Genomic DNA, 16,426 nt, shown 5'->3' with positions numbered 1-16,426 from the left:
AGGATAAAATAGATATGATTTGGCTAAAAAATGAGGAGAGAGGAGGAGATGATATGACAGTTACTATTAAAGATGTAGCGAAAAAAGCAAATGTTGCACCGTCTACTGTGTCTCGTGTAATTGCTGATAATCCAAGTATAAGTGAAAAAACAAAGCGCCGTGTCCGTAAAGTAATGAGTGAGTTAGGGTATCATCCGAATCTAAATGCAAGAAATCTTGCGAATCAAACGACAAAAACACTTGGCCTTGTAATGCCAAGTTCTGCGAGTAAGGCATTTCAAAATCCGTTTTTCCCAGAAGTAATTCGAGGCATTAGCTCGTTTGCACATGTCGAAGGTTACGCGCTATATATATCAACTGGGGAAACAGAGGAAGAGATTTTTAATGGTGTTGTAAAGATGGTACAGGGACGTCAAATCGGTGGAATCATTCTTCTTTATTCACGTGAAAATGATCGTATTATTCAATATTTGAATAAGCAAAATTTCCCATTTGTTTTAATCGGAAAGCCTTATGAAAGAAAAGAAGAAATTACATATGTAGATAATGATAACTATACAGCTGCAAGAGAAGTAGCAGAGTACTTAATTTCACTTGGACATAAACAAATCGCGTTTATTGGTGGTGGCTCTGATTTACTTGTTACAAAAGATCGTTTAGCTGGAATGAGTGATGCTTTAAAACTAGCTGATATTATGTTACCAAATGAATATATTCTACATTTTGATTTCTCAAGAGAGAGTGGTCAGCAGGCTGTAGAAGAGTTAATGGGACTTGAAATACCGCCAACAGCAATTATGGCAACAGATGATTTAATCGGTCTCGGGGTATTAAGTGCGCTTGCTAAAAAAGGGATTATCGTACCGAAAGACGTTTCAATCGTGAGCTTTAACAACGCTTTATTATCTGAAATTGCGAGCCCACCGCTTACAACGGTCGATGTGAATATTTATCAATTAGGATATGAGGCTGCAAAAGCTTTAGTTGATAAGGTGGAAAATTCTGAGTCTACTTCGAAATGTATTATTATTCCGCATAAATTACTAAAGCGCCAAACTTGTGATCATTATGAGTAAAAAGCTAAGAGTGTTATCTCTTAGCTTTTTGTTTTAAGAAATTTTCTAAACGATCGCAGCCCTCTTTTAATGTCTCCATACTATAGGCGTATGAAAGGCGGATATAGCCTTCGCCGTACTCTGAAAATGCTGTTCCAGGAACGACAGCGAGTCCAGCTTCTTTAACAAGGTCAATGGCAAAATCAAATGATGAAGAGGCAAGGTTGCCAACGTATGGGAATAAATAAAAGGCTCCAGTAGGTTTTTCAACAGTTAAGCCCATTTGAAGGAGTCTGTTGTATACATAATCACGGCGTTTTTTATATTGATGACGCATCATTCGTGGTGCATCTTTTGCTGCTGTTAATGCTTCGATGGCAGCGTATTGTGCGATTGAAGTTGCGCATGTCACGTTATATTGATGCACTTTCAAAATATGCTGTGCTAAATAGCTTGGAGCAAATAAAAAGCCAATGCGCCAGCCTGTCATTGAATGCGATTTTGATAAACCGTTAATGACGATGGTTTTATCACGCATCTCTGGGAAATGAGCGATGGACGTGTGTTGTTCTTCATATACAAGCTCACTATAGATTTCATCAGAAAGAACGAAAATGTTTTTATCTTTTAAAACGTATGCAATCTCTGTTAATTCTTCTTTCGACAGTGTAACACCGGTCGGATTAGAAGGATAAGGTAAAACGATGCATCTTGTTCGATCTGTAATTGCATTTTGAATTGCTGCTGCCGTTAAGCGAAATCCAGTTTCACGAACATCTACAAACACAGGTGTTGCGCCGCATAGTCTAATAATAGGCTCATATCCTGGATAAATAGGGGCTGGCAAAATAACTTCTGTACCAGGTTCTAATATAGTACGGAGCGTAACATCAATCGCTTCACTAGCGCCGATTGTAACGATGGTTTCGTTTTCAGGTGAATAGTGTAAATTATAATTCTCCTTTAGAAAATGACAAGCAGCCTTTCGTAATTCTAATAGGCCAGAGTTATGTGTATAGCTCGTGTAGTTTTCGGTAATTGCTCGTTTCGCAGCTTCTTTTACTAAAGAAGGTGTTGGAAAGTCTGGTTGTCCAATTGTTAAAGAAATGAGGTTATCATAGTTTTGAATCATATTAGAAAATTGGCGGATACCAGAAATTTGAATATCTTTTACTCTAGGATTAATGAATTGTTCCATCTTGTCTCCCTTTCTTCCGCTTGAAAATTAATTTCATTTTATCATATTTTTAATATTTTCGCTTTGTAGCGAAAAAAAAAGCCGCTTAAAGCGACTTTTTTAATAACCGTATTCCCAATCTATTTCATCTTCATTCCACATTACTGAAGATACTTTTCCAAGATACATAACAGATTCATTCACAGCGCATGTGCAATGTTCTTCACCAGTTTTGTCTTGTAATTCTTCGTATACTGATTTATCCACATTCTCGAGAACAACCAAATTTTCCTCTTTTAAAACAAGCGTAGTTCCTGCCATAATTATCTTCCTCCTACTAAAATAATGGTCACTTATTTGTAAACATAGATAGTATGGATTATATGCTGTATGTTGTTATATTTGTCCGTTTACTGGACCGTTTTATATTTTATTTGTAATCCGTATTCATTGTATCCTGCATTGTGATAATTTGGTACAGGGTTTACAATCATTTCGGAAAGTTGTAACATTTCTTAACGTTTATTCACAAATGATTTACAAATATGTTAAGAAAAATCTAAATTTTAAAACAAAAGTGACTATAAAATGATATAATCATATCAAAATACATGTAGAGGATGGAAGGGTATGGAGCTAATCCGTGACTTAATGATCCAAGTTGCTATCATTATTTTGCCACTGTTTTTATATGAAGCGATTCGCCTAAATCGCTATCAAGATATGCTTCCAAAGCCCAATCGCTATTTTATTATGTTTTTATCTAGCATCACGCTCGTTCTTTCTATGACATACTCGATTTGCTTTGGTGATGTTTGTGGTTATAATTTTCATCCGATTCCAATTATTAGTGCCTTTTTGTATGGAGGGATTGCAGGGGTTATCCCGGCTGCTATCTTTGTTATATACGAATGGTTTTTGAATGGTTTACAGTGGTTTCGGATCATAGAAGTTTTATGTCTTGCGATTATTCCTTTATTGTTATCCAAAAAGTGGTTTGTATTTCCAAGAGGAAAAAAACTTATTTTAGCTCTTATTATTTCATCTTTGTATGTTTTTGTCGTTTTAGCTTGTAGTATGTTTGGGATTTTATTAAGAGTAGGCTTTATACCAATTATGTCACATTTATATAGTGGATACATATTTGCTTCTCTTATTATGGTTATGACGATGGTATTTCAAGTGTATTTAACAGAGTATTTAAATGAAAATGCGTTGTTGCGTACAGAAATGCAAAAATCTGAAAAGCTGAACATTGTAAGTGAGCTAGCGGCGAGTGTAGCGCATGAAGTCCGAAATCCTCTTACAGTTGTTCGTGGTTTTATTCAGCTATTAGAAAGTACAGAAGATATGAAGAATAAAGATTATATGCGTCTTGTGCTAGCTGAGCTTGATAGAGCTGAACAAATTATTTCAGATTACTTAAATTTAGCTAGACCGCAAATTGAAAAAAAAGAACATATATGCTTATCAGCGCAGCTCATAGAAATGACGACTTTAATGTCTTCTTTTGCAGCTATGCAAGGTGTTTATTTACAAGTTGAAATTTCTGAGAATCTTTACACAATCGGTGATAAGACAAAGTTAAAGCAAGCAATTATGAATATCGTTAAAAATGGAATTGAAGCAATTCAAGGAAACAAAGGGTATTTAAAAGTAACTGCTATTCAAAAAGATCATGCTATTATAGTGCGGGTAAAAGATAGCGGTGTTGGAATGACGAAAGAACAGTTAGCTAGGCTTGGACAACCTTATTATTCATTAAAGGAAAAAGGAACAGGTCTAGGGCTTATGGTTACTTTTAGTATTTTACAAGCACATAATGGTACGCTGGAATATAAAAGTGAGAGTGGAAAAGGAACAGAAGCGATTATTACATTACCAGCAGTTAGAAATAAGGAATAAAAGTTAAAAAACCGACATAACCTCCTTTTTTAGTAGAGAGAGGATTCAGCCATGCATAGAAGCGGTCAGATCCTTTTCTGCCCCGTGCAAAGTAGAATAAGAATAGGTCCTCTTTTTCCTCATAGCCATGATTTATATGTGAAAACTCAAATGCAAATTAAAAAACCGACATACTCCCTTTCTTTTTAGTAGAGAGAGGATCCAGCCATGCATAGAAGCGGTCAGATCCTTTTCCTGCCCCGTGCGAAGCAAAACAGAAAGAGACAACAAGTAGCAATCACTGTTTCTTCTTCAGGTGAGCGGCTTATATGTCAAAAGTTAAATTTTATATACGTGAAAGTGAAAGGTCTGTAAAACTGCTACCATTGAGTAATGGAAGCTAGCGATGAAGATTTTAATTTATTCATTTGTTTTTTCTGGTTTGACTCGAACAAATAAATTTTTAAATGACTGAAATAAACTTTGCTCTTTTGAGGCGGCGACTAGTCGTTTTGTCTCTTGAATTTCACGAATAACTTGCATAAGTTGCGCATCTCGATTGCTATCTTTCGAATAAACTTGATTGACAAGTTTATTCATTTTTTCTTCTTGCTTGGATTCACGCTTATACATATGATTCATTAATAAGTCCATTTTTTCTTTTTGTAGGGCATCTGTTTGAGCGGCATGATCAATAAGTTTTTGTAGCATTTCTTCCTGTGTTCCTTCTTTTACGTAGACTTGTTGCATTAATTCATCTAGTTTTTCATCTTTTAAGCGATTTTGTGTAATTAAGGTTGAGTTTTGATGAATAATTGCTTCGTTTAATTGTGCGAGCATCTCAAGTTTTAGCATAAATTCTTCGAAGTTTCGACCTTCTTCTTTCGGTTGAACTTCTTGATTTTTCTTTATCATCGGCACAGGTGGATTCTCTTTTTCTTTTAAAATAATAGAGATTGTTTCTGTAATATCTTCTTGTAGTGTGGCTGCTCGTTCGTGAATTGATTTTAAAAGCTTCATATCATCCATTTTATATATACGAGCATCAGCGGTTTTAGCGATTATATAACCACTTTCTTCTAAAATTTGACTGTATTTTCGAACTATATGTTTCGGGATTCCTGTTTTATTTGTAACATCCTTCGTTTTATATGTCGCCTCCATAACATTTCCTCCCCAAAAAGTATCGTATATACAAATTCCATTTCTTTATTTGGACTTCCTTTGAAAAAGAATGTCGGAAGTCTAGAAGTTTTCTACATGATTAGCGAAAAGTTGCATAAAAATGAATGTTTTTGGCGTAAAGAAGAGGTAGGGATAAAATAATGTCTGAAAACATGTATCGAGAAAGTTTGTTATAATAGCCAAGGAAAAGAAATTGGCTTAAAAACGGAGGTACATATATGAAACAATTAAAAGGCATTATCATTTCGATTATTGCGATTCTTTCTATTTTGGTTGCTGTTTATGAAGCGTTTATACCAGAGGAACCAAAGAACCAGAAAGAAGTTACATATGATCAAGTTCTAGAATTTCCAAAAGAACGCTATCCTGAAACAGGAAAACATATTACAACTGCGATGAAAGAAGGACATTCGAAAGTGTGCACGATTGATCGAAGTGGTGCAGCTGATAGAAGAAAATTGTCATTAGCTCCATATCCATCTAAAAAAGGGTATGATCGTGATGAATGGCCAATGGCAATGTGTAAAGAGGGCGGGAAAGGTGCACATATTGAATATATTAGTCCAGCCGATAATAGAGGTGCCGGTTCGTGGGTTGGGAATAAACTAGATAAGTATCCAGACGGTACGCGCGTGAAGTTTATAGTGAAGTAGTAGTACGCTATTCTAATCAGTGATTGAAGGGGATGATATGTATGGAATTAACAATTTCCTATTCGCAATTGATTGTGATGAATTATGATGGAGAACAGCCTTATGTAGACTGGACGAATGAAGATTTTGAGAGAGGTTATGCTGAAGCAGAAGGTGTAATTATTTTTGAGGCAATATCTGATTATACGTGTGAAATCGAAGTATCTGTAGGAAAACACGTTGAGAAAGAAGAGATAATGAGAACGATATCAGCACCTTTTACTGTAGGTAATGAGGGTGTTTTTATAAGTAGCATTCTTTCAAGTAAATTACATATTTCTATTCCGCAAGGTGAATATATGTTAGTGATGCAAGCGATCCCGCTTGAAGAACCGACAGATGATGAGCTTTATAGAGTCCGATACGAACTGTTTTTTGAAAAGAAAGAATGAAAAAGTCACTGCGATGTGGCTTTTTTTGGATTTTAGTTTAATTTTTATCCCGCATTAACGGGCAGTAAAACCCCCACCTCAAGATTCAGAGAGAAACGAGGAAGGTAGGTGAGGGATCAACTGCCCGTAAAAGCCCAATTGGTGNNTTAAAGTTTCACTTTATTTGTACTAGTTTGTTATTAATGATGAACGTAGCTTGTTTTTTTATCATTTTCACATGATAGTGTCTGCTTAATTTGAGAGGAAAGCTAGTTGAAAAAAATAGGATGCCCTAAAGGGCACCCTATTTTTTCATTATGCGTTTGTTGTTAGAAGAGAGCGAGCCTCTTTAGCAGCTTGAACCATATGCTCTAAAGCAGGTAAAACTTCTTCTGTTCTTCTTGTTTTTAAACCGCAGTCTGGATTAATCCAGAAGTATTTTGGATCACATACTTTTAAGGATTGTTCTACAATTGTATACATCTCATCTTTACTTGGAACACGAGGGCTATGAATATCATAAACTCCTAAACCGATTCCTTTTTCATATGTTGTATGCTCTAATGTATGAATAAATTCACCATGACTTCTTGATGTTTCGATAGAAATAACATCGGCATCTAATGCGCGAATTGCATCTACGATATCCTCAAAGTTACTGTAACACATATGTGTATGAATTTGTGTTTCATTCGCTACAGAAGAAGTTGCTAGAAGGAATGATTGAACAGCCCATGTAATATATGCGTCCCAATCTTTCTCTTTTAGCGGCATCCCTTCGCGAAGTGCTGGTTCGTCGACTTGAATAACACGGATACCAGAAGATTCAAGTAATTCAATTTCATGGCGAAGTGCCAATGCAATTTGATATGAAACTTCTTTTCGTGAAATATCATTTCGAACGAATGACCAATTTAGAATTGTTACAGGACCTGTTAGCATACCTTTTACAACTTTATCTGTAAGGCTTTGTGCATATGCAGTTTCCTTAATTGTCATTCCGTTAATAAAGGCAACATCACCGTAAATTACAGGTGGTTTTACACAACGAGAGCCGTACGATTGTACCCAACCGTTCTTAGTGAAAGAGAATCCAGCAAGTCGTTCACCGAAATATTCCACCATATCAGTTCTTTCAAATTCACCATGCACAAGTACATCAAGACCAATATTTTCTTGATGACGAATCCATTTCTCGGTTTCATTTTTGATAAATTGTTCATATTGTTCGTTTGTAATATCACCGCTTCGCCATTGTTTACGTGTTTGACGCACTTCAGTAGTTTGTGGGAAGCTACCGATTGTTGTTGTTGGAAGTAGTGGTAATTGTAATGCTTCTTGTTGCAATGCATAGCGCTGTTCAAATGGAAGAGGACGAGAAAAGTCTTCTTCTTTAAGAGTTGCGCGTGCTACTTTCACATCTTCACGATTACGAGCGGCTGAAGAACGTATTGCTTCATGAGCAGTGCGGTAAGTAGCTAATTCCGTACTAACACTTTCTAGTCCTTCAGAAAGGGAACGTTTAATTAGCGTAAGTTCTTCTAATTTTTGATTTGCAAATGCAAGAGCATCAAATAGTTCTTTTGATAAATGTGTTTCTTCTGTTTTGTCAATTGGAGTGTGCAGTAAACTACAAGAAGGTTGAATAATCCAATCTTTTGGTGCCACATGGTCTTTTAATGTGTTGAATAAAGAGAGAACCTCATCAAGATCGGCTCTCCAAATGTTACGGCCATCTATACAACCGACAGCTAAGATTTTGTCATTTGGGAAACCATGCTCTAAAACAGCTTTTACATTACCTTCCTTACCGTGAACAAAGTCCAATCCAATGCCGGATACAGGGAATGTAATAATTTCTTCATAGTTTTCTTCTACACTATCAAAATAAGTTTGTAGAATAAGAGATGCATGTGGCACTTCTTTACGAATTGTTTCATAAAGAGCTTTAGCTTCTGCAATTTCTGCCTTTGTTAAAGATGCAAAAATCGGCTCATCAATTTGTACGAAGCGTGCGCCTGCTTCATGTAATTCAGTTAATAGTTGTACATATGGTGCAACTAGTTGGTTTAAAATAGTTGTAAATTGCTCTTGTTTATAACCTTTTGCTAATTTTAGGAATGTATAAGGTCCTAATATAACTGGTTTTCCATCGATGCCTAATTCTTGTTTTGCTTCCTCATATAAGCGAAGTGGTCGGTTGTCTTTTAGAGAAATCTCTAATCCTTCTTCATATTCAGGAACAATATAATGATAGTTTGTATTGAACCATTTTGTCATTTCGGAAGCAACGTGATCTTTGGAGCCACGTGCCATTGCGAAATATACATCAAGATAAGAAGAAAATTCTGAAAAGCGTGACGGAATGAAGCCAAGCATATAGGCCGTATCCAGTACATGATCGTAGTATGTAAAGTCGCCAATTGGAATTAAATCGATTCCTTTTTCTTGTTGAACTTTCACATGTTGAAGCCGAAGCTCTTTCATTGTTGCTGAAAATTGTTGCTCATCAATCTTATTTGACCAAAAAGCTTCTAACGTTTTTTTCCATTCGCGGTGTAATCCAATACGTGGATACCCTAAATTACTTGTTTGAATTGCCATTTAAAATTCCTCCCTAATTGAAAGTAAGCATTTCCGTTTACTCGGAAATGCGTGTAACGAAAAGTATAAAGGTACAAAAAATAGACCTTTCTCCTCGTTCATAACACCTAATCATCATCCGTGAGTCTATCAGTGTTGTTAAAATAGGCAGGTCTCCTGGCTTATGCTTTATACGATTTCTTTCACCTTCCCGTTTTTCACAGTGGTATAGAAAAGAAGTCTCTGCACTTACAGTGGCGGGACCGCGTTGGAATTTCACCAAGCTTCCCTTTTAAACACGAAATAAAAAATTTCGGGTACCTATTTTCCTTTATGAAAGGAATTTAACAAGCGAATATGATATTGAAACAAATTTTAACACAATTTTTTAAATTTTGTCTACTGTTTTGAAATAAGAATATTTGTAAATTTTTAATTTTTATTATTTTAATAAAATTAGGTGATTAGAGTGTTGATTTATCTCGCTATTCGCGGGCAGTAAGGCATCTATATCAAGATTCAAAGGGAAAACGGGGAATAATAGCTAGCGAGGATGAAGCGCCCTCTTACTGGTTAAAGTTTCACTTTATAAAAAATTGCTTATAAGAACCTAATGAATAAAGGTTCTTATAAGCAATTGGGAAGATGATAAGCGATGGTTAAGTTTATTACGTATCTGTGCCAATTTTAGAAAGACAACCGGCACTTGCATCTTTGTGAAGTTCATTTAGCCAACGTAATTCAACAGTAATGTGTTCAATAACACTTTTTAAAATATAAAGCTGTGCACGAGAAACATTTTCCTTGCTATGCTCGTATATGGATTGCATCGTATGTAAATATTGAATCGTGTCATCTCTCTTTTTCTCTAAAATTGGAAGAATCGTTTTTTCATCACCGAAATGAGCAAAGGATAGTGCTGAATAGATTGGTTTATAAATTTGGTTTTTTGCCTCGAATTGCTTTAAAAGCAGCGAATGGAAAAGTTTTCTTCCCGTTTCAGTTATATGGAAAATAGTCTTATCTGGTCGATTTGTATCTCGTACTACGCTTGTAACCGCAATTGCTCCTTGTTTTTCTAATTGTTCAAACGCGTAGTAGAGGGAGCCTTTTGCATATTTAATATAACAATCCATTTGACGCTCTTTCATTGTATGTTGCACTTCATATGGATGTTTGTCTCCTTCGAGTAGTAAGCCGAGAATGACTAGTTTCATACTCACGCTGTCTCAACTCCTGTAATATAAACTTTATACATATTATAAACGGTATATCGCTTTACATAAAGAGATATACCGTTTCATTTTTTTGTATATTAACTTACTTGTTTCTGTTTTTTTGTTATTCCGGTTAAGAGACGCTCTTTACCCATCATTGTAATGCAGATGATACTTAGGGTAGCTGGAATAAGTGCCCAGAAAAATGTATCGGCAATTGATGTTGCTAGTGCTTGTTTAATCCCATCCAATATTTGTGGTGGGATGTTTTCAGTGGCATTTGGTGATAATAAAAAGCTTGTATCCCCGCTTTTTGGTGCCATTTTTGCTAACTCTGGAGGGAAAACAGTTTTTAATTTATCAGTGAAGATATGGTTTTGAATAGTCCCGAAAATTGTTACACCGAGAGTCATGCCAAGAGAACGGAAGAATGAGTTTGTAGATGTGGCAGAACCTCGGTCTCTCATATCTAAATTGTGAATGGAAGACATACTTAAAACAGAAAAAGAGAAGCCAACTCCAAGCCCGGCGAGAATCATAAAGAGTGTTACAAGTGTACGCGGTGTGTCCATTGTTAAAGTGCTAAGTAAATAGATACCAAGTACAAAGAAAATGCCAGACACAATCATAATGTTACGGTAACTCGTTCGAGAAGCGAGTTGTCCACCAGTTTGGCTTCCGATTACAGAACCAACCATCATCGGTGTTAAAATTAGTCCAGCATTGGATGCCGAACCACCAAGGACACCTTGGATAAAAATTGGAATATAGACTGTGCAAATAATAAAAGCGGCTCCATAGAAAAAGGCAACACCTTGACTGGCTGCAAATAAACGCTTTTTAAATAAATGGAAAGAAATAATTGGCTCTATTGCACGTCTTTCTACGAAAAAGAAGATAAGAAGCATAATAGCAAATGTAGTAAATAACCCAAGAATCATATTAGAATTCCATGCATATTCTTTACCGCCAAGTTCTAGTGCAAACATTAAGCAAACAATGCTTATTACAAGTGTAACAGCACCAGCCCAATCGATTTTTTGTTTTTTATATTGTAGAGATTCTTTGTAGTACTTTGAAATGAAGATGAAAGAAATAAGTCCTAATGGAATATTGATATAAAAGACCCAGTGCCAACTTATATAATCTGTAATATAAGCACCTAATAAAGGGCCAAACACACTTGATGTTCCAAAAACTGCTCCAAATAATCCAGTCATTTTTCCGCGTTTTTCTGGCGGGAATATATCATACATGATTGTGAAGGCAATTGGCATAAGGGCACCGCCACCAATTCCCTGGATTGCTCTGTAAATACTTAGCTGTTCAATGCTTGTTGCTGTACCGCAAAGGATAGAACCGAGTAAGAAAAGAAGTAATCCACCGATGTAAAAACGTTTACGACCATACATATCCGAAAGTTTTCCGAAAATCGGCATACCGGCCATTGTTGCTACCATATAAGCTGATGTGACCCAAACAAATTTATCGAATCCCCCTAGGTCTCCAACAATTGTCGCCATAGCGGTGGCAACGATTGTATTATCCATCGCTGCCATTAGAATACCGAGTAATAATCCGGCGACGACAAATTTTGTTTTACTTACTTTGTTTTGAGATGTTTGTTCTTGCAAACATACCCCTCCTTTATATAAGATTCATTGCTCGTTAGGAAAACCCTATTAGTAGTCCTTGTTTTAGTATGTCTTTATGTAACGACTACGATTTCACGATTTCTTTTATTATAGTCAAATTTGACTAAAAGGTAAATCTTTTTACTCTATTTTACATGAACGGACAGTGATACTTTCACCTTGAAATACGATGGAAGGAAGATCCACTGCTCGTAAAAGTCTGATTGGTGTGGGTTTTATATTGGAAGAAACAAAAGGAAATTAATGAGTGGTATGGTGCACGGCTATTTAAAATGGTTTTTTTATTGGGTTGTCGAATAAGATAAAGAAGAAAGATAACAATGTTGAAAACGTATATTTTTATTGAGAGAAAATAGGAAGATGTTTTGAAGGGAACGAAGTGAAGAAGGGTGTTTTATTATGGAAGAGAGCAGAACAAATTTGTACAGATCATAACATCTGGAATGAGGTGAATTGTTATTGTGAAAATGTGGGAGATAAGTTTAGATAAAGAATGGTTCCCTTTGTCTTTACAGCCTGTTATATGGATGGAAGGTAGTTCTAAAGCAGTTACGAACAAACAATCTAATCCGAATTTAGAAGTAACATTACAAATTCGCAGTCAAAAAGAGAAGGATTTTTCAGAAAAAGTTGTTTATGGTGTACATGAAATTCTTTTTATTCAATTAGAAGTTGAAAATATAGGGAATGAAGAAGTTTCTCATATAATTGTTAGTCATATGATTCGAGATCATTTTGCATATATTCCTAATACATTACACGCAAATAAAGGAACAGGAGAGTTTTTATTTCAACTTGTAAGATGGCGTATTGATGAATTACGATCGGGTGAAAAGGCACAATTAATCTGTCAGGTGAAAGCAACACGTATACAAATTCCGTCTAGTATTTCATTACGTGCTACATACACGTTCCAACAAAACGGTCGATTATATGGACCACTACAAACAAAAGAAGTGATTTTGATACAATAAAAAGGAACCCGGACATGGGTTCCTTTTTTAATGAAGATTATGTTTCTTTAGTAATTCTTTTTGTTCCAAGCCTTTTTTTCCTACATAGTTATTTTTATATCCGAAGTATAAAATGAATAAGAAAGAAGCAACATTTATGATTGCATCAATTTGGTCATTTGTAATAAAAGACAGCCCGAACGATTCAAATAATAGTTTTAATGATAAGAGAAATCCAGCTAAAAAACGAATGATGTCTGATATATTTGATTTTTGTAGCATTTTTTTCTCCTTTCTGTTAAGGATATATACTATATATATGAAATGAAAAAGAAGATGAATACAAGTTGTAAGGAGAAATGGACAATAAGAACGTCCATTTTTTTGTTTTGTAGGAAAATATAATTGTTATAGAAACATATAGTTGTATAAAAATTAGTTTTCGTAACATTTTTTTCTGTTTTGTTACAAAAAAGCAGATTTTTGTAATAAAAGTCTTTAAAAATAGATTTAAACATCATATAATTGTGATGGATGTGTCAATGCATTTTTGCACAATGGTTTTTCATTTAAAAGTGTAGGGAAACAATTCCTGCACTTTTCCTTTTGTGGAAATAAAAATAATATTTGTAAATTGTTGCAAGTAAGTGTTTACACTGTGTAAAATGGACATGAAAAGATTGTAGGGGGAAAAGAAGTTGAAATATAATAAAATAGCAATTATAACAGTTTTATCTATGACATTATTAGCTGGTTGTTTTGGACCAAAACCAGAAGAGGAATTATATGTAGCATTTGAAAATGCTGCGAAGCAAGAAAAAACAATGTTTGAGGAAGCGAAAAAATTAGAGACATTAGAAAAAGAAGGTCAAACATTATATAGTCAAATTGTACAAGAAGGAAAAGATAATAATCAAGCTGTGAAAGAAAAGTTAGATCAAGCAATGAAAAATACAGCAGAACGCGGGAAAGGGATTGATAAAGAAAAAGAAGCATTGAATAAAGCGCAAGAAGAAGTAAAATCAGTCGATAAATATGTAAAAAAAATCGAAAATGGTAAGCTAAAAGAACAAGCAGATAAAGTGAAAAATACATATGAAAAACGACATGAGTCTTTTAAGAAGATGTATGATAACTATAGTAAATCTTTGAAGTTAGAAAAAGAATTATTTACAATGCTTCAAGAGAAAGACGCAAAATTAAAAGATATTAGTGATAAAGTAAAAGCGGTGAACGAATCTTATAAAGCTATTGATGCTGAAAAAGATAAGTTTAATGAATATACAAAATCATATAATACAGAAAAAGTGGCATTTTATAAACAAGCAAACATTAAAATAAAAGAAGATAAAAAATAAAGCAGGTTGGCCGTTATGGCCAAACCTGCTTTATTTTTTTGTGTACGTACGGCGATACCAAGGAATCGGTTCGTTTAATTTTTTTTCTTGTTTTAGTGCTTCAGGTCCAATGTAATCTTGGAGAGTTTTTTTTGCTATTGCTAAAGAAAGAGTGGTTTTTGGGTTTCTATAGGAAGATTCAAGGTTACCGAGATGCGGAAGGTTACTGAAATCATCTTTTGTAGGAGGGATATGAAAAAAGTAGTCACCTAATCGAACGAGAACATCTGATTGTTGCTGACTAAAACGTGGATTTCTAGAGAAATGTAACCCTTCTTTTATTGCTTTCTTTTCATTAATCAACCGTTCCAAAGCGATCTTTTTCAGCCAATATAAATATTTAGGGTTTGTAGCAGCCTTGGCATGCCGGTTCACAATGAAAATAGATTGAGCCAATCGATTAATAGAATGTTGTTTGTGTGAATGAGACTGTGGTTGTGAAGGTTTCATAGTGGGACCCCTTTCTAGTTTTTCAATATTATAGCATAAATAAAAGTAGTTTTTATTATATGTAAAAAATGATTGTATATATTTTCAATATTAAAGCAATATTGTTACAAAAAACAACTATTTTGTATAATAGTGATAGGAACGTTTTCTAGAAAATTGATAATGAAAGAGTGAGAAGTGTGAAAGATATATTGAAACAGCAATATGCCATTATTGATATTGGATCAAATACAATGCGATTGGTGATTTATGAAAAACAAAATGGGGGTTTCTACAAAGAAATTGAAAATACAAAAGTTGTGGCACGGCTAAGAAATTATTTAATAGATGGCATGCTAATAGAAGAAGGAATGAATACACTTTTGCAAACATTACTTCAATTTCAAGAAAGCACACGGTTTCACGGATTACATAATGTGCTATGTGTTGCGACAGCAACGATTAGACAAGCAAAAAACCAAGAAGAGATAAAAAAATTTGTAGAAGGAAAAACTGATTTTGTACTTAGAGTTTTATCTGAATATGAAGAAGCACGCTATGGTTATTTAGCTGTGATGAATTCGACTTCTTTTACTGAAGGGATTACGGTCGATATCGGTGGAGGAAGTACGGAGATTACATATTTTCGAGATCGAGAAATTGTAGAATATTATAGCTTTCCTTTTGGAGCGCTTTCTTTAAAACAACAATTTATTCATCATGAGACACCAACTGTAGAGGAACTAGAGGAATTAAGAAGATATTTATGGTATCAATTTGAAACGTTACCGTGGTTAAAGGAAAAAAGGCTACCTCTTATTGCAATAGGTGGAAGTGCTCGGAATATGGTGAAGATTCATCAAAATATAATTTCTTATCCAATAGCAGGCTTACATTTATATAAAATGAAGGAAGCAGATATAAAGAATGTAAACGAGGAATTAGAAAATCTACCTTTTGCAGAATTACAAAAATTAGATGGATTAGCAAAAGATCGGGCGGATACAATTATTCCAGCAGTAGAAGTATTTTATATGTTAACAAATATAATACAGGCTCCATCTTTTATATTAAGCAGGAAAGGATTACGGGAAGGTGTTTTCTACGAGGAACTTACAAAAAATTTAGGTGTTTCTTATTATCCAAATGTGATAGAAGAGAGTTTACACTTGTTGTCTTATGAATATGAAATGGATATGAAATTTGTTGTCCAACTTATTAAGCAAGGAACGCTAATTTGTAGGCAGCTTGAAGCGGCTGAAGTTATTTCTCTTTCAGAAAAAGATTGGTGCATCTTTTATCAAGCTGCAAAGGTATTTAATATTGGGAAATACATAGATGCAGAAGCAAGTCGTCTACATACATTTTATTTGTTGGCGAATAAAACAATTGATGGAATGATGCATAAAGAGCGTATTAGGCTTGCACTTATCGCATCTTATAAGTCAAAAATGTTATTTAAGCAGCATTTGGAACCATTTGAAGGGTGGTTTGATAAAAATGAACAAAAAAAGATTCGTTTGTTAGGAGCGATTTTACAATTTTCTGCTGCTTTAAATGTAAGGCAAAGAGCATTGATTGAAACGATTGAAGTGAAAAAAAATAAAGAGGGCCTTGTCTTGCATATTGTATGTGAACAATCGGCTTTAGCAGAAAAAGTACAGGCTGAAAAGCAAAAAAAACAGCTTGAAAAAGTGTTGAAGGTGAACATTCAATTGGTTTTTGAGGAGAAACGTTAAGTTGTACGGACGTCTTTACAAAAAATTTACACTTAAATAATTTGGAATTTGCTACAATAAATGTAACTAAATTATATTGAAAAAGTTTC

Annotated in this window: 15 protein-coding genes and 1 riboswitch; of the genes, 7 read left to right on the top strand and 8 right to left on the bottom strand. The window is 34.6% G+C overall.

Features of this window, described 5'->3' with window-relative positions; translation table 11 throughout:
- Positions 1 to 53: 53 nt before the first annotated feature.
- Entirely contained in the window at positions 54 to 1,076 is a 1,023-nt protein-coding gene (gene malR / locus CN373_RS04830) for a maltose operon transcriptional repressor MalR (protein WP_000219028.1), read from the top strand.
- A 13-nt stretch (positions 1,077 to 1,089) separates the two neighbouring features.
- On the opposite strand, the gene CN373_RS04825 is transcribed toward malR, so the two are convergent.
- Together CN373_RS04825 and CN373_RS04820 are read right to left on the bottom strand one after the other, a co-directional pair.
- Positions 1,090 to 2,253 (bottom strand): aminotransferase A, encoded by a 1,164-nt coding sequence (locus tag CN373_RS04825; protein ID WP_000434597.1) that lies wholly within the window; start codon positions 2,251 to 2,253, stop codon positions 1,090 to 1,092.
- A gap of 99 nt (positions 2,254 to 2,352) precedes the next feature.
- Positions 2,353 to 2,553 (bottom strand): hypothetical protein, encoded by a 201-nt coding sequence (locus CN373_RS04820; protein WP_000929274.1) that lies wholly within the window; start codon positions 2,551 to 2,553, stop codon positions 2,353 to 2,355.
- Positions 2,554 to 2,862: 309 nt separating this feature from the next.
- Between CN373_RS04820 and CN373_RS04815 the strand changes: the two genes are divergently transcribed.
- Positions 2,863 to 4,137: a sensor histidine kinase gene (locus CN373_RS04815; RefSeq protein ID WP_000420397.1), complete on the top strand. Its 1,275-nt coding sequence runs from the start codon at positions 2,863 to 2,865 to the stop codon at positions 4,135 to 4,137.
- A gap of 399 nt (positions 4,138 to 4,536) precedes the next feature.
- Here the strand turns inward: CN373_RS04815 and CN373_RS04810 are convergent, their stop codons facing one another.
- Positions 4,537 to 5,280: a DUF3967 domain-containing protein gene (locus CN373_RS04810; RefSeq protein ID WP_000388457.1), complete on the bottom strand. Its 744-nt coding sequence runs from the start codon at positions 5,278 to 5,280 to the stop codon at positions 4,537 to 4,539.
- Positions 5,281 to 5,519: 239 nt separating this feature from the next.
- On the opposite strand from CN373_RS04810, the gene nucA reads away from it, so the two are divergent.
- Positions 5,520 to 5,954: a DNA-entry nuclease gene (nucA, locus tag CN373_RS04805; RefSeq protein ID WP_000811490.1), complete on the top strand. Its 435-nt coding sequence runs from the start codon at positions 5,520 to 5,522 to the stop codon at positions 5,952 to 5,954.
- A 41-nt stretch (positions 5,955 to 5,995) separates the two neighbouring features.
- Entirely contained in the window at positions 5,996 to 6,385 is a 390-nt protein-coding gene (comJ, locus tag CN373_RS04800; RefSeq protein WP_000424010.1) for a competence protein ComJ, read from the top strand.
- A 294-nt stretch (positions 6,386 to 6,679) separates the two neighbouring features.
- On the opposite strand, the gene metE is transcribed toward comJ, so the two are convergent.
- From metE to CN373_RS04785, 3 genes are all read right to left on the bottom strand, one after another.
- Complete coding sequence (metE, locus tag CN373_RS04795; RefSeq protein WP_001007586.1) at positions 6,680 to 8,968, bottom strand: 5-methyltetrahydropteroyltriglutamate--homocysteine S-methyltransferase; 2,289 nt, start codon at positions 8,966 to 8,968, stop codon at positions 6,680 to 6,682.
- A gap of 129 nt (positions 8,969 to 9,097) precedes the next feature.
- Positions 9,098 to 9,287: riboswitch (cobalamin riboswitch) on the bottom strand.
- A 328-nt stretch (positions 9,288 to 9,615) separates the two neighbouring features.
- Complete coding sequence (locus CN373_RS04790; protein ID WP_000062083.1) at positions 9,616 to 10,170, bottom strand: PadR family transcriptional regulator; 555 nt, start codon at positions 10,168 to 10,170, stop codon at positions 9,616 to 9,618.
- A 92-nt stretch (positions 10,171 to 10,262) separates the two neighbouring features.
- Positions 10,263 to 11,798, bottom strand: coding sequence for an MDR family MFS transporter (locus CN373_RS04785; RefSeq protein ID WP_001157824.1), 1,536 nt, complete (start codon positions 11,796 to 11,798; stop codon positions 10,263 to 10,265).
- 482 nt (positions 11,799 to 12,280) lie between these two features.
- Between CN373_RS04785 and CN373_RS04780 the strand changes: the two genes are divergently transcribed.
- On the top strand, positions 12,281 to 12,793 hold the full coding sequence (locus CN373_RS04780; protein ID WP_000784853.1) for a hypothetical protein: 513 nt from the start codon (positions 12,281 to 12,283) through the stop codon (positions 12,791 to 12,793).
- 27 nt (positions 12,794 to 12,820) lie between these two features.
- Here CN373_RS04780 and CN373_RS04775 read toward each other — a convergent pair whose 3' ends face one another.
- Positions 12,821 to 13,054, bottom strand: a complete 234-nt coding sequence (locus CN373_RS04775; RefSeq protein ID WP_000939638.1) for a phage holin — start codon at positions 13,052 to 13,054, stop codon at positions 12,821 to 12,823.
- Between the two features lie 455 nt (positions 13,055 to 13,509).
- Between CN373_RS04775 and CN373_RS04770 the strand changes: the two genes are divergently transcribed.
- Positions 13,510 to 14,130 (top strand): YkyA family protein, encoded by a 621-nt coding sequence (locus tag CN373_RS04770; RefSeq protein WP_098358959.1) that lies wholly within the window; start codon positions 13,510 to 13,512, stop codon positions 14,128 to 14,130.
- A 30-nt stretch (positions 14,131 to 14,160) separates the two neighbouring features.
- On the opposite strand, the gene CN373_RS04765 is transcribed toward CN373_RS04770, so the two are convergent.
- Positions 14,161 to 14,619 carry a YkyB family protein gene (locus CN373_RS04765; RefSeq protein ID WP_000804852.1) on the bottom strand — a complete coding sequence of 153 codons (459 nt, stop codon included), beginning with the start codon at positions 14,617 to 14,619 and terminating at the stop codon, positions 14,161 to 14,163.
- A 179-nt stretch (positions 14,620 to 14,798) separates the two neighbouring features.
- Between CN373_RS04765 and CN373_RS04760 the strand changes: the two genes are divergently transcribed.
- Entirely contained in the window at positions 14,799 to 16,337 is a 1,539-nt protein-coding gene (locus tag CN373_RS04760) for a Ppx/GppA family phosphatase (protein ID WP_000651759.1), read from the top strand.
- The last annotated feature ends 89 nt before the right edge of the window (positions 16,338 to 16,426 follow it).

It is taken from the genome of Bacillus cereus (assembly GCF_002561295.1).
In the GTDB taxonomy this organism is placed as follows: domain Bacteria; phylum Bacillota; class Bacilli; order Bacillales; family Bacillaceae_G; genus Bacillus_A; species Bacillus_A cereus_S.
The sequence above is the reverse complement of the archived record's forward strand: the minus strand, read 5'-3'. Positions and strand labels throughout refer to the sequence as shown.